This is a genomic window from Sorangium sp. So ce185, from assembly GCF_051526825.1.
Lineage (GTDB): Bacteria > Myxococcota_A > Polyangia > Polyangiales > Polyangiaceae > Sorangium > Sorangium cellulosum_D.
Genome location: NZ_CP150316.1, coordinates 1,359,304 through 1,378,800, shown reverse-complemented (window position 1 = coordinate 1,378,800; position 19,497 = coordinate 1,359,304). Strand labels below are relative to the sequence as shown.

13 protein-coding genes are annotated in these 19,497 nt (G+C 69.1%); 7 read left to right on the top strand and 6 right to left on the bottom strand.

The genetic code is table 11. The annotated features are described in order from the left end of the window. Positions 1 to 20: 20 nt before the first annotated feature. From WMF26_RS05150 to WMF26_RS05140, 3 genes are all read right to left on the bottom strand, one after another. Complete coding sequence (locus tag WMF26_RS05150; protein ID WP_061625879.1) at positions 21 to 911, bottom strand: LysR family transcriptional regulator; 891 nt, start codon at positions 909 to 911, stop codon at positions 21 to 23. 287 nt (positions 912 to 1,198) lie between these two features. Then, positions 1,199 to 2,608: a hypothetical protein gene (locus WMF26_RS05145; RefSeq protein WP_437999381.1), complete on the bottom strand. Its 1,410-nt coding sequence runs from the start codon at positions 2,606 to 2,608 to the stop codon at positions 1,199 to 1,201. Between the two features lie 109 nt (positions 2,609 to 2,717). Beyond that, entirely contained in the window at positions 2,718 to 2,864 is a 147-nt protein-coding gene (locus WMF26_RS05140; RefSeq protein WP_437999380.1) for a helix-turn-helix domain-containing protein, read from the bottom strand. Between the two features lie 127 nt (positions 2,865 to 2,991). On the opposite strand from WMF26_RS05140, the gene WMF26_RS05135 reads away from it, so the two are divergent. After that, positions 2,992 to 4,050 (top strand): SDR family oxidoreductase, encoded by a 1,059-nt coding sequence (locus WMF26_RS05135; RefSeq protein ID WP_437999379.1) that lies wholly within the window; start codon positions 2,992 to 2,994, stop codon positions 4,048 to 4,050. A 462-nt stretch (positions 4,051 to 4,512) separates the two neighbouring features. Next, positions 4,513 to 5,532 carry a trypsin-like serine protease gene (locus WMF26_RS05130; RefSeq protein WP_437999378.1) on the top strand — a complete coding sequence of 340 codons (1,020 nt, stop codon included), beginning with the start codon at positions 4,513 to 4,515 and terminating at the stop codon, positions 5,530 to 5,532. 141 nt (positions 5,533 to 5,673) lie between these two features. Here WMF26_RS05130 and WMF26_RS05125 read toward each other — a convergent pair whose 3' ends face one another. The 3 genes from WMF26_RS05125 to WMF26_RS05115 form a co-directional block, all read right to left on the bottom strand. Next, a complete protein-coding gene (locus WMF26_RS05125) occupies positions 5,674 to 6,975 on the bottom strand; it encodes an aminotransferase class V-fold PLP-dependent enzyme (protein ID WP_437999377.1) in 1,302 nt (433 codons plus the stop codon). A 319-nt stretch (positions 6,976 to 7,294) separates the two neighbouring features. Further along, positions 7,295 to 7,702 carry a bifunctional diaminohydroxyphosphoribosylaminopyrimidine deaminase/5-amino-6-(5-phosphoribosylamino)uracil reductase RibD gene (locus WMF26_RS05120; RefSeq protein ID WP_437339445.1) on the bottom strand — a complete coding sequence of 136 codons (408 nt, stop codon included), beginning with the start codon at positions 7,700 to 7,702 and terminating at the stop codon, positions 7,295 to 7,297. Between the two features lie 74 nt (positions 7,703 to 7,776). After that, a complete protein-coding gene (locus WMF26_RS05115; protein ID WP_437336093.1) occupies positions 7,777 to 8,814 on the bottom strand; it encodes an aldo/keto reductase in 1,038 nt (345 codons plus the stop codon). A 700-nt stretch (positions 8,815 to 9,514) separates the two neighbouring features. Between WMF26_RS05115 and WMF26_RS05110 the strand changes: the two genes are divergently transcribed. Genes WMF26_RS05110 through WMF26_RS05090 form a run of 5 tightly spaced genes read left to right on the top strand, consistent with a single transcriptional unit; the run spans position 9,515 to position 19,494 of the window. Continuing rightward, entirely contained in the window at positions 9,515 to 11,515 is a 2,001-nt protein-coding gene (locus WMF26_RS05110; protein WP_437999376.1) for a hypothetical protein, read from the top strand. Positions 11,516 to 11,541: 26 nt separating this feature from the next. Then, complete coding sequence (locus tag WMF26_RS05105) at positions 11,542 to 12,732, top strand: hypothetical protein (protein ID WP_437999375.1); 1,191 nt, start codon at positions 11,542 to 11,544, stop codon at positions 12,730 to 12,732. Further along, positions 12,729 to 14,114: a hypothetical protein gene (locus WMF26_RS05100; protein ID WP_437999374.1), complete on the top strand. Its 1,386-nt coding sequence runs from the start codon at positions 12,729 to 12,731 to the stop codon at positions 14,112 to 14,114. The genes WMF26_RS05105 and WMF26_RS05100 overlap by 4 nt, the downstream gene beginning before the upstream one ends. 28 nt (positions 14,115 to 14,142) lie before the next feature. Then, positions 14,143 to 17,925, top strand: a complete 3,783-nt coding sequence (locus WMF26_RS05095) for a hypothetical protein (protein WP_437999373.1) — start codon at positions 14,143 to 14,145, stop codon at positions 17,923 to 17,925. A gap of 60 nt (positions 17,926 to 17,985) precedes the next feature. Beyond that, positions 17,986 to 19,494 carry a hypothetical protein gene (locus WMF26_RS05090; protein ID WP_437999372.1) on the top strand — a complete coding sequence of 503 codons (1,509 nt, stop codon included), beginning with the start codon at positions 17,986 to 17,988 and terminating at the stop codon, positions 19,492 to 19,494. The last annotated feature ends 3 nt before the right edge of the window (positions 19,495 to 19,497 follow it).

Sequence of the window (19,497 nt, the reverse complement as noted above, 5' to 3'; positions counted from 1 at the left end):
GGCGGCGCCGGGCCGCCATCTCATCGCCCGCGGAAGCTCTCCACCAGATGGTCCACGAGGGCGCGGACGCGGCGCGGGAGATGGCGGCCCGCCGGGTAGACGACCGACAGATCCGCCGCGCGGACGAACCGGTTCAGCACGGACTCGAGCCGGCCCGCCTCGAGGTCGCCCTCGACGTCCCAGAACGACTTCTGCGCGACCCCGAGGCCCGCGAGCGCCCACGCGCGCACCAGCTCGCCGTCGCTCGAGCTGCGCCGCCCGCGCACCCGCACCGCCTGCGTCCCCTCGCCCTCCGCCGCGAACGTCCACGTCGCCTCGTTCCGGCCCTCCGCGTTCCAGAGCAGGCACTCGTGGTCGGCGAGATCGCCCGGCGCGCTCGGCCGCGGGTGCCGGGCCCAGTAGCCGGGCGCCGCGCACACGACCCGGTGCCCGGTGGCGAGCCTGCGCGCGGTCAGGCTGCTCCCCTGCAGCGGTCCCACGCGCAAGGCCACGTCGAAGCCCCCGCGCACGAGGTCGACGACCTCGTCCGAGAGGTGGAGGTACACGCTGATGCGCGGGTGCGCCTCCAGGAACGCCTCGAGGACGGCGCGCAGGCGGCCGCGCCCGAGATCCGAGGGCGCGGTGATGCGCAGGCTGCCCCGCAGCGAGCTCTGCCCGCGCCGGATGCACGCCTCGCTCCGCTCGATCTCGTCGAGGATGCGGCGGCAGTCGACCAGGTAGCGCTCGCCCTCCTCGGTGAGGCGGAGCCGCCGCGTGCTCCGGACCACGAGCTGCACGCCCAGCCGCTCCTCCAGGGCCGCGAGCCGCGCGCTGACGGTCGACGGCACGGTCGCGAGCGAACGCGCGGCCGCGCTGAGGCTGCCGCGATCGACGATCTCCAGAAACGTCTGCATCTCGAGGAGCGCGCTCATCGTTCGGTCTTACCGAAGAGTGTTGCGCGGCTCGAGCCCGTACTCGCCCGCGCCGCCGCGCTCTACCGTTGCCTTGCGCTCGCGGGCACGGACCGGGCGCGGACAGACCTCGAGCTGCTCGCGCGCTCGCCGGGGCCATGGCGGAGACGGGAGGAGGAGGAGATCGGGAAGAACGGCGTGAACGCTGAGGGGCTCGGACAGCTCATGTGCCGGAGAGCCCGTCGTCGTCAGGTGCGACGAGGCCGGGGCGGCGCGCGGCCCCGGCCTCGTCCCCGAGCGGCGCCGCGCTACGGCGTGAACAGGGCTTTGCGCACGTGATGATCCGAGCCGCGGACGTAGAAGACAAAGAAGCCGCCGCCGCCCCCGACGACCGCCGGGTCATAACCGGCGGTCGTCGTCATCGCGCCGGAGCACGCGTTACCGCTGGTTGCGCCGTCCAGCTTGAACGCGCTCCAGGCGGAGCTGCTGAACGAAGCCCCGCGAAGCGTGTGGTTGGTCTGGTCGGTATAGAAGACGTACGGCTTGCTATAGCTAATAACGTCAGCGGCATAGCTGAACGCGTCGATCTGCGTGGCGATGTCTCCGCTGGTCGCTCCGCTCGCGATGCCGCCCGTACCGTCGACAACGCTGAACGTGTAGGTGCTTCCATCGAAGTCGGCGACGCGCAGGTTCTCCTGGGTCAGATTGATGTAGAAGACCATGAGCTTGATGGTCGTGAAAGGACTACCGTACGACACGACCGCGATGTCTCCGCCGACGATATCCGACGTTCGCCCGTTGGCACCCCCGTCCCCGTCGAGGACGGAGAGGGTCCAGCTCGTGCCGTTGCTGGTGACGGCCTGGCGAACATTGCCGCCATCTTTGTAATAGACCCGCAGCTTTCCGTCATAGACAATGGGCTTGGCCCCGCTGATTCCACTCGTATTATCGACCAGCTGGTAGCTCCATGTCGATCCATCATAGACGGCGACGCGTAGCACCCGGTCGCTAGGGAAGAAGCTCTGCGGCGTATAGAAGATGTAGAGCTTGCCGTCGAAGACGACAGCGGCGGGTTCGGCGCCCATGTCCCCGAAGATGTTCTCACCCTCTCCGTCGACGCCGATATGGGTCCAGCTGCCGGTAGCGCTGCTCTTGGAGGCGACCTTCAGCGCCCCGGTCCAGTGGTCCACATAGGGGGCGTAGAAGGTGCCGTTGTAGGTCGCTGCCTTCCCGGGCGATATGAAGGTCCCGTCCTCGTCCGGATCGCCCGCTAGTGTCTGGTGGGTCCATGTGGTATGGCTGGCGTCCGGGAACGCCGTGTGCAGCAGTGGTGTCGAGTTGCTCGGCGAGGTGACGTAGAACAGGTGAGGCCTGCCGTTGTACGACGCGGCCTTCATGTTCGTATCCACGTACTCGTTCACGAAGTTGCTGCACGTCCATCCCGCGCTCGCCTCGCCCGCTCCCCCGGCGAGCGCGAGCATGCCGCTCAGCGCAGCAGCGGAGGTGGCGATGAGACGATGGGTCCTACGTTCGACTCGATCTATCAACGAAGACATGTTGATTGTCCTTTCGGCATCGGCGTTCAGGCACTGGCCGAACGCTCGATCACGCATCTTGATACCCTGGTCGAGTGTCGCGCGACTCGCCGCGTCCGCCGCGCAGGCAGCAAGCGTGCCACCCCTGCCCCAAGGTACAGCCCATGCGACGGGAGACAGCAACGCAGGCGAAATCCTGGATGAAGCGACGCGGCGCGGGGCTCGGGGATGAGCTGCCCGGCGTGACATGTCACGGTGCCGGCGTGACATGTCACGGTGCCGGCGTGACATGTCACGCCCAGCCGGCCTGCCCACGGCTCAAGGCCGCGAGCCGCGCGCTGACGGTCGACGGCACGGTCGCGAGCGAACGCGCTGCCGCGCTGAGGCTGCCGCGATCGACGATCTCCAGAAACGTCTGCATCTCGAGGAGCGCGCTCATCTTTCGATTTTATCGAAAGGTGTTGCGCGGCTCGAGCCCGTACTCGCCCTGGCCGCCGCGCTCCACCTTTCCCCTGCGCTCGCGAGCACGGACCGGGCGCGGACAGACCTCGAAGCAGGAGCAAACCATGAGCATCCAGAACAAGGTCGCCCTGGTCGTCGGCGCGCAAGGGATCATCGGCCGCAACCTCATCGATCACCTCGAGGCGCTCGGCGAATGGGACGTGATCGGCCTGTCCCGGCGCGGCGGCGCGCCCGCGGGCCGCGTCCGCCACGTGGTGGTCGATCTGCTCGACCGGGAGGACTGCCGGAAGAAGCTCGGAGGTCTCGCCGAGGTCACGCACATCTTCTACGCCGCCTATCAGGACCGGCCCACGTGGGCCGAGCTCGTGCCGCCCAACCTCGCCATGCTCGTCAACGTGGTCGACGCTGTCGAGCCGGTCGCGTCGGGCCTCCAGCACATCAGCTTGATGCAGGGCTACAAGGTCTACGGCGCGCACCTCGGCCCGTTCAAGACGCCGGCCCGCGAGACCGACGCGCACCACATGCCGCCCGAGTTCAACGTCGACCAGCAGGCGTTCCTCGAGGCCCGGCAGAAGGGCAGGGCCTGGTCCTGGTCGGCCCTCCGGCCGTCGGTGGTGTGCGGCTTCGCGCTGGGCGTCCCGATGAACCTCGCCATGGTCATCGCGGTCTACGCGGCGATGTCGAAGGAGCTCGGCCTGCCCCTGCGGTTCCCCGGCAAGCCGGCCGCCTACGACAGGCTGATCGAGATGACCGACGCGCGCCTGCTCGGCAGGGCCACGGTCTGGGCGGCGACCAGCGCGCCGTGCCGCAACCAGGCGTTCAACATCAACAACGGCGACATGTTCCGCTGGAGCGAGATGTGGCCGAAGATCGCCCGCATGTTCGACATGGAGGCGGCGCCCCCGCTGCCGATGCCGCTCGCGGACGTCATGGCCGACAAGGAGCCGCTCTGGAACGCCATGATCGAGAAACACGGCCTGGCGCGGCACCCGTACCGGGACGTGTCGTCGTGGCGCTTCGGAGATGCGGTGTTCTCGTGGGACTACGACGTGATCGCGGACGGCTCGAAGGCGCGCCGGTTCGGCTTCCACGAGCACGTCGAGACGGAGGCGATGTTCCGGGGGATCTTCGAGGATCTCCGGCGGCGGCGGATCATCCCGTGATCGGCCCGCGTCCCCTCACGCTCTCGAGAGCGGTCCACCTGCCGTGCCGCGTCCCGCTGGGGCTCCACGGCGAAGGGCTCCCCGACACGGCAGCGTAGCTCCTCGCCGGCGGCGTTCGCCCTTGCCTGGAGGTCCTGCCGAGCTGCCCGCCTCCGAAGGTCGCCGCCGCGGTGCCAGCTGTGAGTGCCAGCGGTGCCACCGGTGCCAGAGGGCTCCGAGCGTCGCGTGGCCTTGGCGGATCGGCTGGGTTTCCGGCGCAGATCCCGCGCGCTCACGCCTCCATCCCCGGGTGGCCGCGCGCGGCACGGCGAGTGCAGACACGAAACGCCAGACGCCAGACGCCAGACGCCAGACGCCAGACGCCAGACGCCAGGCGCAAGGCAGGCGATTGCGACTCGCCCTCGGGAACGCTGGGCGGACAGATCGACGCGTTTCAACCTGCGAAGCTAAGGAGTGGATCCAGTGACCAGCCTCTTGAACTTGAACCGGCTTCACCGCATGTACGCAACCCTCGGCCTCCTCGCGTCCGCGGCCTTCGCGCCGGCCTGTGCGGCCGAGGGCGTGACCGGCGACGAGGCAGCGCTCGCGGCCGGCGACGAGGCCGAGCTCGTCGACAGCGAATCGAGCGCCATCACCAGCGGGAGCGCCCCCGCGGCGTGGATGCGGCAGCGGGTCGTGTCGCTCGGCAACTGCACCGGCGTCATCGTCAGCAAGAATCACGTCCTCACGGCCGCGCACTGCCTGCCCGCCGTGGGGACCACGAAGGTGCAGTTCTATAGCACCATGAACACGCCCGACGCGCCGAAGACCGACGTCATCGACGTCGCCTTCAAGCCCGGCGTGGATCCGTGGGATGACGAGCTCGACGACAACGGGGGCAACTTCGCCGACATCGCGGTCCTCACGCTCGCGAAGCCGATCCCGTCGACCTCCGTGGTGGCCAGCCTCGACCTCCATTACCCGGGAGACGACGCGACCGGCACCCAGGTGGGCCGCGGGCTGCACGACGGCGGGAGCAACTCGACGAGCCTGCTCAAGTATGCGACGAACGGCCTCTATTCGGACAACGTGGACGACGGATACTTCTACACCAACGACGACCGTACCGACGACGGGGACTCGGGCGGGCCGATCTTCACCAACGGGCAGCGCGTGTCCGGGGTGCTCTGGGGCTCTTGGTGGGTCGCCTTCGCCATGCGCAACAAGTACACGAGCACCCAGTACCACCTCAACTGGATCCTCGACAACATCGGGTACACCGGGAGCGGCGCGTACTCGCAGACGCTGACCAACAAGCTCATCGACGGATGGCCCTACGGTTTCGTATCCGGCGACCTGAGGAAGTGCAAGTACGCCTGTCAGCACGACTCGCAGTGCATCGCCTACAGCCACGAAGGAGGCGGGGAGAACAACTGCTACCTCTACGACGACATGGGCGACGGACCGGTGACCTACAGCGGCTTCACGACCGGCATCAAATGAGGCGCGCGGCGCGGGCGCATCAGGAGCTCACCGCGCCGCCCGAGCCCACCCCGGGGATGCCGCGCCCCTCGCGCACGACGCGACGCCTCACGGCGTTGCGTCGTGGCGGACGCGGTCATCCCGTGATGCGCCCGCGCTCCCTCACGCGAGCGCCCGGATCGCCCGCAGCACCGTGTCCACCTCCGCCTCGTCGTTGAGCAGGCTCGGCGCGACGCGCGCGTACGAGGTCCGGTACGGCGACGTCGACGCGACGATCTTCCTCTCGCGAAGCCTCTTCACCGCGGCCTCCGGCGTCATCCCCGCCACCTCGAAGCAGATGATCCCCGCGGAGAGCGCGTCGTCGAGCGGCGTGTGCAGCGTGACGTGGCGCATGCCCTTGAGCCCCTCCTTGCACTGCCGGTTCAGCGCGTGGATGCGGTCCGCGACCCTCGCCTTGCCGATGCGCCGGTGGAACGCGAACGCCGCGGGCAGCGCCCAGCGGTGCTCGAAGGAGTGGAATCCCCCCGGAGTCATCATGTTGGCGTTCGTGGGCGGCGGCGGCTGCCCCCGTAGCCAGGCCTCGTAGGCCTCCTTGCCGAACTGCGGGATGCTCGGGCGGAGCAGCGGCCAGAGCTCGGCCTTGCCCCAGAGCACGCCCGTGCCCCGCGGCCCGAAGATCCACTTGTGACAGCCGGCCGAGAAGAAATCGCAGCCGAGGTCGGCCATCGTGGCGTCCTCGACCCCGAAGCCGTGCACGCCGTCCACGCCGCAGACGACGCGATCCTCCGGCGCCCGCCCCTGGTTCGCCCTGGCGACGACCTCCGCGATCGCGCGCACCGGCGTCTTCACCCCCGTGCTCGAGTGGACCCACGTGATCGCCACGACCCGCGTGGCCGGCGTGATCGCTCGCTCGATCGCGCCCGCCATCTCCGCCTCCGTCGCGTCGCTGCCCCGCTCGTAGAGCGCGATCTTCCGCACCACCGCGCCCGACCGCTCCGCGGCGAGCCGGAGCGACTCGTGCATCGCATAGTGATCGTGCTCCGTCGTGAGCACCTCGTCCCCGGCCTTGAGCGGCAGGCCGAGGTACAGCAAGGCGAGCCCCATCGTGGTGCTGTCCGTCAGCGCGATCTCGTCGGCCTGGACGCCCATGTACGCCGCGGCGGCCTCCCGCACCGGCGTCGTGTCCTCGTGCTCGTGGACCGCGTCCACCGGGTTCTCGTCGAGCTCCCGCCGCAGCGCCTCGATCGCCGCGCGCACGGGCCGCGGGTGCGAGTCGAGATAGAAGCTCGTCATGTGGATCCACGCCGGCGACACCTCGAACTCGTCCCGGACGCGCTGCCACGCGTCGGCCGGCGCCTTCACCCCATCGCCCGCGGCCGCAGCCGCCTCCGGGGCCGCGCAGCCCGCGGCGCCGATCAACAGCATGCCTTCGAGCAGGCTGCGCCTCGATAGCTTCGTCGTCATCTACAGCTTCCTCCCTCCGTGCCGGGCGCGGTCCCTCTGGAGCCGCGAGCTCGCGCGCCAACGGGCGCTTCGATGCCGCGCCAGGGAGGTCCCCCCTCGCCGCGCCGGCAGGGGAGTATGCACCGGGGCTCCAGACAAGCAGTCACTATCTGACACCAAACAACGTTTCACCGCGCGGCGCTCACCGCGCGACGCGCGGGTGAATCGCGTCAATCCGCGCTCTCGGCCTCATCCCGTCACGCCGCTCGAGCGCGACATTCCCGGGTTGCCATGGATGGCCGGTGTCTCCCGCGCGGGGTCGCGCGCCGGTGCCGGGATCTCAGCGGATGAGGTAGCCGTCGATGAACGACGCGACGTCGTCGGCGAGCGTGCCGACCTCGACGGGGACGCCGGCGGCGCGCAGCAGCGCGATCCCGCGGCCGAGGTTCCGCGGGTGGCTGTCGATCACGGCCACGAACACCGCGCCGACGCGCCGGGCGATCAGGGCCTTGGCGCAGGACGGGGTGCGGCCGAAGAACGAGCACGGCTCCAGCGTCACGAACGCCGCGCAGTCCGAGAGATCGCCGGGGAGCGTCGCGAGCGCCATGGCCTCGGCGTGGTGGCAGCCGGGCGCCTGCGTGAAGCCCTCCGCGACGACGCTCCCGCCGCGCACCACCACGCAGCCGACGGGCGGGTTCGGGCGGCAGCTCGGGAGCGCGCCGCGCGACAGCTCCAGCGCCCGCGCCATGAAGCGCCGCTTCTCGGCCTCGGTGTACGAGGGCCGAGCCCGCCGGGCGATCTGCGCCTCCACGGCCGGCGCGCTCACGGCGCCGGGCTCGGGTAGCGGGCGTGGATCTGCTCGATCTCGGCGAGCACCTCCTTGCCGAGCTCCACCCCCGCGCTCTTCACGTTCTCCTCGAGCTGCGCGAGCGTGGTCGCCCCGATGATGGTGCTCGCCACGAACCAGCGGCTGCGCACGAAGGCGAGCGCGAGCGTCGCCGGGGTGAGGCCGTGGGCGCGCGCGAGCTTCACGTAGGCCTGCACCGCCTCGTCCACGTTGACCTTCCGGTAGCGCTGGCCGAACGCCTCGAACCGGGCGAGGCGCGAGCCCGGCGGGGGGCCGCCGACGTACTTGCCCGTCAGGAGGCCGAAGGCGAGCGGGCTGTAGGCGAGCAGCGGCACGTCCTCGCGGCGCGAGGCCTCCGCCAGCGCCGCGTCGAACGTGCGGTTGATGAGGCTGTACGCGTTCTGGATCGACACCGGCCGCGGCAGCCCCAGGTGCTCCGCGATGCGGCTGAACTGCGTCACCCCCCACGCGGTCTCGTTGCTGAGCCCGAGATAGCGGACCTTGCCGTCGCGGATCACGTCCGCGAACGCCGCGAGCTGCTCGGGGATCGGCGTGCTCGAGCGCTCGTTCGCCGGGTCGTACGCGGTGGCGCCGAACTGCGGCACGTACCGATCCGGCCAGTGGATCTGGTAGAGATCGATGTAGTCCGTCTTGAGGCGCCGCAGGCTGTCCTCGACCGCGCGCCGGACGTTCGCGCGGTTGACGGCGAGAGAGCCGCCCCGGATCCACGGGAAAGGGCGGCCCGACGCGGCGATCTTCGTCGCGAGGACCACCTTGTCGCGCGGCCTCTGGCTCAGCCACTCGCCCACGTAGCTCTCGGTGCGCCCCTGCGTCTCGGCGCGGGTCGGCACCGGGTACATCTCCGCCGCGTCGACGAAGTTGATGCCCGCGTCGAACGCGTAGTCGAGCTGCGCTTTCGCGTCCTCGAGCGTGTTCTGCTCGCCGAACGTCATCGTCCCAAGGCAGAGCTCCGAGACCCGGAGCTCGCTGTCACCCAGCTGTCGGTAGTGCATCGCTGTTCCGTCCGTGGGCCTCCAGTACCACGGAGCGGCGGCATCGTCCACCATAACGGACGATGGCTCTCTTATAGCGGACACCACGTGGCGGCGTGGCGGTGCCCGACGAGCGCGTGGAGCGCACCGGCGACCGAGGGCGGCCTCCGTTCAGGCCGCGGGTTTGCGCCGGCAGCAGAAGCGCATCGCAGGGGACCACGGTCGATCCCCCGCCTCCCCCGCTCCCCGGCGGCACCAGCGCCAAGCGGCCCACAACGCTCTCCGATTCCGCCAAGCATGCTGCGCGGACAGCGTGGGTGAAGCCGCGCTCCAGGCGGGCGCATCAGCGAACGGGGCAGTGAGACCACTCAAAATAATCTGAAGGGTCGCTCCCCTTGGCGGCACTAAGAGCAGTGAGCTGGCCGAACGGTGCGGCGGGGAGCACGCCATCGGCGAGATCAGACGCAACTCTGCTCGAATTCTCTTCGGCGAATCCGTGTCCACGGCTCGTCGACGCCGTCGACACGAGGCAACGAGCTGGAGTCCGCGCTGCGCTCGCATCCCGCACGTTCACCCAGAACGCCTCTCAGCGCATTTACGCATTCCGATCATAACGAGATTGGGATCCGGGATCGATCTGCTTCGCGCGATCGGGCATGGGCTCGGATCGCGGCGGTCGGTCCGACGCTCCGGGGTAGGACGAATCAAGGCGGAGGACGAGGTGAAGATCTTACAACGACAGTGCGTCGCGGCCCTGGCGGCCGCCTCGCTGGGCTGGGTGTCTGGCTGCGTCGGCGAGGCGGAGTCCGACGTCGACGCGCCGATCACGGGCACGGCCGCGGCGGAGGTCATCGGGCCGAACGTGACCGAGGTCCTCGTCTACGACAATCCGGACCTCGCAGACGACCTGCCGCGCGAAGTGCCGGTCGTCGTGAGCTTCAAGGACAACAAGCCCAACGTGGTGTTCCAGATCGGCTGCGGCTCGAATTATGGGCCGATCCTGGAGGGCTTCGGGTACCCGCGTACGCTCGACCTCAACCAGGCCGCGTTCTACGACTCGTTCGACGCGATGCAGAGGCAGCTCGAGCGCGACGCGGGCGGGCCGGTCCCCATCCATACGCTGCGCTGCGACGCCGATCCCAACGTCACGCGCCAGCAAATTTTCCAGGTCTATCGCCGCGTCGACGCCGATCTGGGGAAGGGCGAGTCCGAGTACTACCTCCGGCTCCGCGACGACCCCGGGACGATCTACACCGTAGGATGCAGCAACGTGCTCTCGGCGCTCTCGTGGACGAAGGCGGACGGCAGCAACCTCGAGCAGGTGAGCATCCCCATCAACCGCGCCGTCCTCGATGTCTGGAACGCGCAGGGGATCGCCACGCGGGACATCAACTGCCACACGAGCACCGGGAAGGCGCTCCCGCGGGCCCGCCGCGATCTCCCGCAGCAGACGGCCGATACGAGCTACGCCGCCGAGGCGGAGCTCTACCTGGTTCGCTATTCCTTCACCGGGATCAGGACGCGCGTGACGCCCTACCTGATCGCCGGCGGGAAGGGCTACGCGATCGACTGCGGCTCGAACGCAGACATGATGAAGCGGGCATTCGGCTTCGACCCCGCGGCGACGCTCGAGGAGCTGTCGACGAGCGACCCGCGCTTCACCGCCTCGGATCCCGACCGGCAGCCGCACCTCGCGTGCGACAGGAGCGTGAAGATCTTCCAGACCGCCGATCAGTCGCCCTCGGCGCGCTATTTCCAGCTCGGCGGCGGCAAGACGCTGGTGCGCTTCACGTGCCCGACGGCCGCGAATTTCTTCGCCGAAGGGGCGCCGGCGGCGCAGTCGGTCCCGAGGGCGGCCGTGCCGTACCTCTTCGTCGACCCGAACGCGCCAGCCAGCAAGACGCGGATGCTGGAGGTCGGGTGCTGGGGCCCCGGTCGCGCCAGGATTGCGCAGCTGTTCTTCTGGGTGTTCGGGCGGGAGCCGAACGACCGCGAGCTCCAGGACACGATGGCGGCCTATGCGGAGTACAGCAAAACGGGCGACACGAGCGAGGCCGAGGCCAATACGATGATGTCGCGCGCCTACGCCGTCTACCTCGGGCTCGCCGACCCGCTCAACGACATCCTCGGTCGCGCCGTCGGAAACGGCAAGAGGAGCAACCCGCGCCGCACGAACCTGGACGGCGGGCGTGTCTTCGACGAGGAGCGGACGTACTTCACGAACGAGATCAACGCGAACCTCGAGCAGGCGGCCCGGTATGGCCTCTACAGGTGGATGAACGAGCGCGTGACGAACGCGACGCCCGCGTCGCGCGACGAGCTCCTGGCGAGCTACGATTGGGCCTACGGGTGCTGGCAGACGCCCGTGGAGGTCGGCCCGTGCCCCGCGCCCGAGGGGATCGCGTGGTGGACCGGCGAGTTCTACACCCCCGCGAACAAGGACAAGGGCTACACGCAACGCTCGCTCGAAGCGGAGCACGCGAGCTACCTCAAGAGGTGCTCTGACAAGGCGAACGGCTGCTTCTACGAGATCGAGAACGTGACCGACCGCGCCTGCCACAGGAGCGGCAGACCGTGCGTCGGGGACGCGGCCTGGGCGGACTACATCGGGGCGTTGATCCGCGGCAACCATATCCCCGGGAACTACCTCTCCATCATCTGCGTCGTGGAGACCTGGGGCAATTCTTCGCCGAACATCGCGGCCTGCCGCAAAGAGCGCTGAGCGACCGCGCCGACGGGAGTGACACCATGAAGATCAGGGTTCTCAGCATCGTCGCCGGCGCGGCGTGCGTCGTCGGCTCGGCCGGCGCCGCGCACGCCGGCGTCGCTCCGCCTCCCGCGTGCGGGGCGGCGGCCTCGGAAGGGCCTGTGTTCACGCAGAACAAGCGCCTCTGTTACGAGACGCTCGCGGCGCGCGGGAGCTACCAGGAGATCGTCGATCTCATCGAGGTGGAGACCCTCGGGCTCGCGCCGCAGGAGCGGTACTTCCTCGGGATGGCCTACTTCGGGCTGTCGAACCGGACGGGCGCCGACAGCCTCCGGTGCCACGCCGCGGTCCGCGCCAGCGCGCTCCTCGAGGCGTTCCTGACCGAGCAGCAGGTGCTCTATCGCGAGCAGCACTCGTTCGGCACGTCCGACGACATGAAGTACACGTACCACGCGACGAAGATGGTGGCCGCCCTCGAGGCCGTGACCGGGTGCGAGGAGTCGTCCCACACGCCGGCCAGCCTGGAGCGCTACGGCCGGCGGTACGCGGTGGGGCGCCTGCGGGGGCTCTTCTACGAGACGTCGGGGCCGGACGCGCTCCGCGACCGCTTCGACGAGAAGATGACGCAGCTCGGCGACCAGATGAAGGCGTTCGTGGCGACGGCGTCCAGCGTGGAGACGCGCTACGGCCTCAACCTGACCGAGATCGACGTGGGGCGGCAATACCTCTTCGGGATCCGTGACCGCATCAACGGCCTCTTCGGCGCCGAGGCGGTCAAGGTCGCAGCGCAGCCCGTCGGAGGTGACGAGTCGTTCCCCAGCTTCGTGTACGACGCGACGTGGAAAGCGCAGATCCTCGGGACGATCGGCGCCAAGACGACCCGCTTCACGGATCTCCTGCTGCCGGAGAAGCGCGGGGAGATCGCGATCATCGAGGCGGAGATCATCGCCGCGATCGGCGGCCTGTCGATGGAGGATTACGTGAGTCGCAAGGAGCGAACGGTGATCGAGCTCAGGGATCTCTCGACGTCGCTGATCCTGGGGACGAACTTCTGGACGGCCATGGAGGCGCCCGAGCGAGCCGGCAGGGCCGCGCTGGACGACGCCCTCGCGAAGCCGAACCGGAACGAGCTCACGCGGACCGCCGCGCACGTCGAGACGCTCTGGAAGGAAGGGATGGCGAAGTACTGCAATTCCTCGAGGCCGGCCTGGTACTGCAGGAGGACGCCGTGAAGAAGATCACGTGGCGTGTCGCCCTGGCCATCGTGCCCCTCTCGGCGCTCGCGTCGCTCGCCTCGCACGCGGCCTCGCTCCCGACCCCGAGCGGCCCCGCGATCGCGGCGCCGTCGTACGTCGATGTCGACGAGGCGTTCCGCCGGGCGACCGCAGGGCGGCCGCTCGAAACGGCGCTCCTCTCCTTCGCCTCGAACGAGCTGCGCCCGCCGGCGTCGGGCGGCGGCAGCTCGGGCGGAGAGATCATCGAGGACGACGCCGTGCTCATCGAGGAGGTCACCGGATCCGTGACGACCGTGCGTCTCCTGCCCATCGCCGGCGTCGAGCCGGCCGCGGCGCGCGAGCTCCACCGCCGCGTCGCGCTCCTCGAGCTCCTCGTCGGGGCGCTCCGGAGCTACCGCGAGCCGGAAGGCGCCCCGGCGGGCCGGAGCGACGAGGTCCTGCAGATGGCGAACACCGCGCACCTCGAGCTCTTCGTGGCCCATAGCCTCGCGTACCTCGAAGGGCAGACGCGCGAGGAGAAGTGCCTGTCGTACCAGCGGGCGAACGAGCACGCGCGGTATGTCGGGTTCGGCGTCGACTTCGGCCTCCCCGTGCCGGTCCGCGCCGGCTGGGAGACCCTCCTCGAGGAGGCGCGGGCGTTCTACGCGGGGCCCTTCGCCGACCAGATCCCGGCGAACCTCTGCTCGATGCGCAAGGCGGTGCGCAAAGCCGAGGTGGAGTCGATGCTCCGCGCCGGCATCGACCAGCGGATACGTCAGCGCGTCGAGGCGGAGATCGACGCGACGTCGCGGAGCCTCGCCGAGAAAGAGCGGCAGTACGCGGCGGCCCTCCGGGACTCGGCCGTGGAGCTCCCGACGCGCGAGATCTTCCTGCTCAAGAAGACCGTCGAGGACACGGCTTCGCTCTACGAGTTCGTGGAGCGGGACACGCTCGGCCTCGAGCGGGCGCCGGCGACGACGCCGCCGGGACAGCCGCTCATGGCGCGCCTCCGCGCGAAGCGCAGCGAGATCGACCGCATCCGGAGCAACGCCAGCGCCGCCGGGGTCGACGCCGACGTGGCGGCGGCGCGCGCCACGCTCGAGCGGCACGCGGCGCTCCTCGGCGCCGTGGTGGAGGCCCTCCGCGAGATCGCGAATACGCCCGGGCTCGACTGGTCGACCCAGGAGAAGCTCGGCGTGTGCGCGACGATCCCGGGCGCGCTCACGCCGGAGAACTTCGCGGAGTACGCCGGACGGGTCGACGCCTGCCTGACCGAGGCGGCGCGGGCCTACGGCGCGCTCAAGGACGAAGCGGGCGCGAGCGACCCGGCCCGGACGGCCTTCGTCGAGAAGGTCTCGGGGCTCTCGAAGGCTTATATCGGGTACATCAATAGTCTTTAGCCGACGGCAAAGCTTGCTGGAGCGATCCATGAAACGACTGTTGTCTTCATTCGCCCTCGGTCTGCTGCTGCTGCCTTCGCCCGCGCGCGCCGAGGAGATCGAGTGCACCCCTTCGAACGAGACCGCGATCCGCGCGGAGGTCGGGCGGCTCGTCTCGGAGCTGAAGATCGCGCAGTACGGCGCGAGCATGGCGCTCCTCGAGGACAGCTTCGGCGATCTCGAGGCGCTCGTCGGCGCGAGGGGGAGGTGCCCCGAGTCCATGACCACGCGCGTCTGCGATGCGGAGTGCTACTACCAGCGCGCGAACGTCTATCGCTTTCGCGCCACGGGGCTGCCGCTCCTCAACGCGAAGGGGGCCGCGGCGCCCGGCGATGCGCTGACGAGCCCCGCGGAGCTCCTCGCGCAGGCCACGGCGGGGCTCGAGATCGTGGAGCAGGGGATCGCGCGCCTCCCGCGGCAGGCGAGCTCGGGGACGGGCGAGGAGCAGAAGAACATCGCCTTCAACAAGTATCTCAAGGCGATGGCGCAGCTCCAGGGGCTCAAGGCGAAGCTGCTCGTGGCGGCGGGCGACGTCTGGTACCGCGAGGCGTCCGTCGCGCGGCTCGACCACATGGGCTACCTGGTCGGCGAGGCGCTCGGCGACGCGCCCGCGGCGGACGGGGACAAAGGGAGCGAGTACTACAAGGCGGCCACGTATTACGATCAGGCGTTCTGGCTCGTCCTCGAGGCCAAGGGCTCCCTCCCCGATCGGGACCTCTTCACCGCCGAGCTCGCGACGCTCGCCACCATCGAGAAGGACGTGACGCTCCGCCTCGACTCGGTGCGCAAAGGCTACCTGTACATCAACATCGATCCCGAGGATTTCCCGCTCGTCAGCATCGAGCGGCTCGGCCAGCAGCTGCGGATGCAGGAGGCCGCGATCGAGCAGCAGGACGGGAACATCGAGCGCATGCTCGAGACGTGGGCACGGAAATACACCGATCTTCAGAACCAGAAGTTCGACATGGCCAACATGAAGCACTCTCGGGCCATCGAGCTCGAGGTGTACAAGATGGCGCAGCTCCAGGACATGGCCGAGCAGCTCAAGAACGACGTGCAGCAGAAGCTGAGCGCGCTCCAGAGCGACATCTCCACGTTCGAGCTCGAGCAGAGGATCCGCGTGCTCGAGCTGGCCTTGAAGCGCGAGACGAAGGAGCTCGAGAACCAGATCGTGCTCCTCCGGGGCCAGCGCGAGCAAGATCTCCTCGCGCTCGACCAGGACGCGGTGCGCGAGCAGATCGCCGAGATCCAGTTCAACATCGACATGACGCTCGCCGGCTTCAACTTCGAGATGCAGCGCGGCGGCCTCGAGCTGCAGATCGACGAGCTCTTGAACCGCGTCGCGTCCGACGACAAGGAGCTCGAGCTCGTCGACAACCGCAAGGCGCAGATCGAGCGACAGATCGCGCTCGAGCAGAAGCGCATCGAGGGCTCCGAGATCATCACGAGCCGGCTCCGGGCCTCGCAGGAGACGGTGTTCGAATCGATGCGCGTCCCCGTCGTGCACCAGATCTGCTCGGTCGACGCCGAGCTCGCGTTCTACACCGGGGCGGCGCAGGGGTTCACCGATCCGATCTCCGGGGCCTCGTGCACGAGCCCGCCGTCCATCGAGGCGCCGAAGCCGGCGCTCCTCGATGAGATCTGCATGGCGCGGAAGGAGCTCTCCACCAAGAGCAAGGAGGAGATCGACAAGATCAGGGCGTGCATCGACGGCTCTGGCACGAGCTGCTCCACGAAGGACGAGAACCTGAAGCGGGTCGCGGAGGAGCTCTACAATCAGAACCTCAAGATCTTCGACCACCAGCGCGACATGTGGCAAACGACGATCAATCAGATCAACGATCGCATGCGGGCGCTCGACGCCGCGATGGCCGAACAGAACGGCCTCGACGCGCTGAAGGGGGCTGCGCTCGCGCTCTCGGCCACGGCCGCCGTCCTCGCGGCCATCCCGGACGGCGACACCGGCATCATGGGCATCTTCCCCGTCAAGACGTTCCGCTTCGTCGAGGCGGCGGCGGCGGCGGCGAAGGTCGCGGCCGACACGGCGGCGCAGGTCTACGAGTGGCAGTTCGGAGAGCTGCAGTTCGAGCAGATGATCGCGCAGGAGCGGCACGAGCTCAACGTCCGGGTCGAGGAGCTGAGGAGGGAGATCAACGCCCTCGACATCCACAAGCTGATCGAAGAGTGGACGAAGAAGCGGGCGCTCGCCGAGATCTCCGTCCAGCTCGCGGAGCTCGACAAGGAGGTCGTCGAGATCACCGGCGAGGAGAAGCTGCACGCGATCCAGTGCAGGCTGGACCGGGGTGAGATCGCGGCGACGGTCGCCAAGCTGCGGGCCGACCGCGCGGCGCTGGTGGCCGATCTCCAGACCAAGTCGGACGAGTCGGCGCTCGTCGACTTCGACATCGACGAGCAGGAGAACGTGCGCGAGCAGGCCCAGATCGAGATCCAGCGGCTCACCCTCGCGCTCGGGGAGCTCGACATCGAGGCGAGCAGGCTAGAGCAGGACAAGCAGAACCTCCTCGCCATGAAGTCGTCGATCGACGCGCAGATCAGCCGGATCGGCCACTACCAGGGGAGGGTGCACGATCTCGAGGGGCACTACGACGCGAAGCGCCAGGTGCTGAACGACATCCGGGAGAAGATCCGGCAGAACACCATCAACATCTCGGAGGGGCAGATGGCGTTCCTCGCGTCGGTCATCGAGGACGAGCGGGCGGCGACCTTCGTCCAGATCGAGGACCTCCGCCGGCAGATCCGGATGGTGGAAGAGGCGAAGGATCTCGAGCACGAGCTGCTCGCCATCGAGCGGGAGATGCGCGAGGCGGTGCTGGAGAGCCGCACGCGCATCATGGGGCTCGTCGAGATGGCGCCCGTGAACGACGCCGCCGAGGTCCTCTTCTGGGACTTCGAGGACATGCAGGCGGAGCTCACGCGGGGAGCGAGCGAGTTCCTCGAGGCCAAGCGCCGCGTCGTCGAGAACGTCAACTTCACCTACAACCTGTACCGGAACCGCTACAACATGCTGAGCGACTTCGCCGGCGACGTCGGGCACCTGTCTCCGGACAGGACGTTCATCGGGACGGCGGCCGAGCTGGATTCGTTCCTCAGCGACTGCGGGACGGTCGGCACGAGCGAGGTCTGCCGGCCTTCTTCGCTCGCCTGGAGCACCGAGACGATGGCGGGCAGCGTGGCCGAGTTCACGCTGGAGAAGACGAGCGGGCTCGTGTCCGAGCTCCTCGAGAACGGGCGCGCGCGCTTCGAGATCTCGCCGTTCGCCGCCTCGCAGGCCGATAGCCGGAACCTCGGCAACTTCGTCCTCTGGGACGAGATGACGATGAACGAGCGCGAGCCGATGCGCCTCGTGCACGTCATGGCCGGGGTCTCGAGCTCGGCGTGCCGCTCTCAGCAGATGCAGATGACCCACCTCGGGTTCGGGACCGTCTTCTCGCGCCTGTCGAAGGACAGCAGCGAGATCGTGCCGAGCCTCGTGGTGAAGCGGCCGGTCACGGCGCTCATCCCGGTGTACGGCGGCTCGGACATGGATCTCATGAACGACGAGTACCTCCGCTTCCGTCGCGGCCCGTACACCGCGGAGGGGCTCGAGCGGCGCCTGACCGACGGCCTGATCCAGAACGCGTATCCGTTCGTGGGCCATCCGCTCGTGGGGACGTACGAGATCATCGCCGACGAGAACCTGGTTCGCTGCCTGAACCAGGGTGCTCCGTCGTTGAAGCTCGGGTTCATCTTCGTGCGCAAGCCGGTGCGCTGACGTCCGCGCGCAGGCCGGCGAGCTGAAGATTTACATCTGATGAGAGAAGGAGTCTGTCCGATGGATCGACAGGATTTGGCGTCCTACATCCCGCTGGTCGTTGCGGCGGTGTTCGCGACGCTCCCGGGGATGAGGATGGCGGCGGCCCAGGAGGACGACGAGTGCTCGCGCACGCTCGCGTCGTGCGACCTGCAGGAGCGGAAGACCCACCTGCGAGCGCAGATCTGGTCCGGTCCGTGCGAGCCGTCGCAGTGGGACGCGCTCCCGCGGCAGGGTTATCCCATCGAGAGGGTCGATGGGATCCTGAAGGTCAAGGTGGGGCCGCGCGCGCCGGTGCACTTCCTGAACGGGGTGTGCGAGGCGCATCGCCCGGACGGCGACGTCGACCACGGCCTCCACGAGCTCGAGAAGGCCGCGACCGTGGGCCTGCTCCCGTCGCAGAGGAACGCGGCGGCGCTGTTCGAGGGGCTCCTCCACTGCCGCAAGCTCGCAGAGCTCGACGATCGTTACCAGGGCGAGCTCACCACGAAGCTCGCTCCCCGCGAGGCGTTCTGCATGCACCGGGGCATGGCCAAGGCGAGCTTCACGCGCGTGCGGTGGGAGGGGCTCGAGATGAGCTACGACACCTCGAGCTTCAGCCTGACGGGGCACGCCGAGAGCATGGCGCAATGCTACGCGGAGTACCTGCACGGGGGGTACGACGCCACGTGCGGCGTCGTGTCGTCGCCCTCGCCGGCGGCGATCGACGCGGCGGCGGAGACCGTCTCCCGCGAGCTCCTCGCGGATTACTTCGGCACCGCGACGGAGGACGCCCCGCCCGAAGGCAGCGCGATCCCGCCGCTCAAGGCGATGCTGGCGCGCAAGATCGAGATGGCCGACAGCTCGCTCCGGGACTCGGCGGCGCTCCTCGGCGGCCTCGTGCAAAAGAAGGACCTCCTCGTCGGCTCCTACCAGGGGATCGCGTCGATGTTCTGCCTCCCGGAGAGCGAGACCGCGGGGCTCTGCGCGGGTCCCCTCCCCTCGGCCGTGGCGCGCCTCCACGAAGGGTACGAGCGCGCGGTGCTGCGGAGCCAGACGATCCTCGATTTCGTCGATCGCTGGGTCAGCGGTCTCTACGAGCACCAGGGCAAGGACGTCCGCGTCGAGCTGCAGAAGAGCCATGAGGGTCTCCGCGACATGCTCGCGCGCGCCGAGCTGCCGGCGGTCCCGAACGAGATGACCCTCCTCGAGAAGCTCGACCTCATGAAGCGCGACATGGCGCTCCTCGCCGACCGGAGCGCCGTGGAGAACGACCTCATGAAGCGGCAGTGCAGCATCTACTTCTGCGAGATCCGGAATCGCAACCGGACGTTCTTCACGAACGCCTGCAACCAGGTCGACGCGACCGCCGGCCGCCCGGTGAAGGACGTGAACGCGCTCTGCGCGGCGGACGTCGCCGGGACGGTCGTCTCCGGCGCGCAGACGGCCGCCGCGCTGTGCAGCGGCGTCGGCCTTCCGGCGTCGTACGTGTCCAACACCGCGATGACCGCGAGGGCGGTCGACACCTGCATGAGCGAGTTCCACCCGTGACCG

Bases quoted from the DNA above. Each gene is read 5' to 3' on its own strand.
- WMF26_RS05090 (WP_437999372.1), top strand. From the start codon at position 17,986: ATGGATCGACAGGATTTGGCGTCCTACATCCCGCTGGTCGTTGCGGCG.
- WMF26_RS05135 (WP_437999379.1), top strand. From the start codon at position 2,992: ATGAGCATCCAGAACAAGGTCGCCCTGGTCGTCGGCGCGCAAGGGATC.
- WMF26_RS05105 (WP_437999375.1), top strand. From the start codon at position 11,542: ATGAAGATCAGGGTTCTCAGCATCGTCGCCGGCGCGGCGTGCGTCGTC.
- WMF26_RS05120 (WP_437339445.1), bottom strand. From the start codon at position 7,702: ATGGCGCGGGCGCTGGAGCTGTCGCGCGGCGCGCTCCCGAGCTGCCGC.
- WMF26_RS05115 (WP_437336093.1), bottom strand. From the start codon at position 8,814: ATGCACTACCGACAGCTGGGTGACAGCGAGCTCCGGGTCTCGGAGCTC.
- WMF26_RS05150 (WP_061625879.1), bottom strand. From the start codon at position 911: ATGAGCGCGCTCCTCGAGATGCAGACGTTTCTGGAGATCGTCGATCGC.
- WMF26_RS05095 (WP_437999373.1), top strand. From the start codon at position 14,143: ATGAAACGACTGTTGTCTTCATTCGCCCTCGGTCTGCTGCTGCTGCCT.
- WMF26_RS05140 (WP_437999380.1), bottom strand. From the start codon at position 2,864: ATGAGCGCGCTCCTCGAGATGCAGACGTTTCTGGAGATCGTCGATCGC.
- WMF26_RS05125 (WP_437999377.1), bottom strand. From the start codon at position 6,975: ATGACGACGAAGCTATCGAGGCGCAGCCTGCTCGAAGGCATGCTGTTG.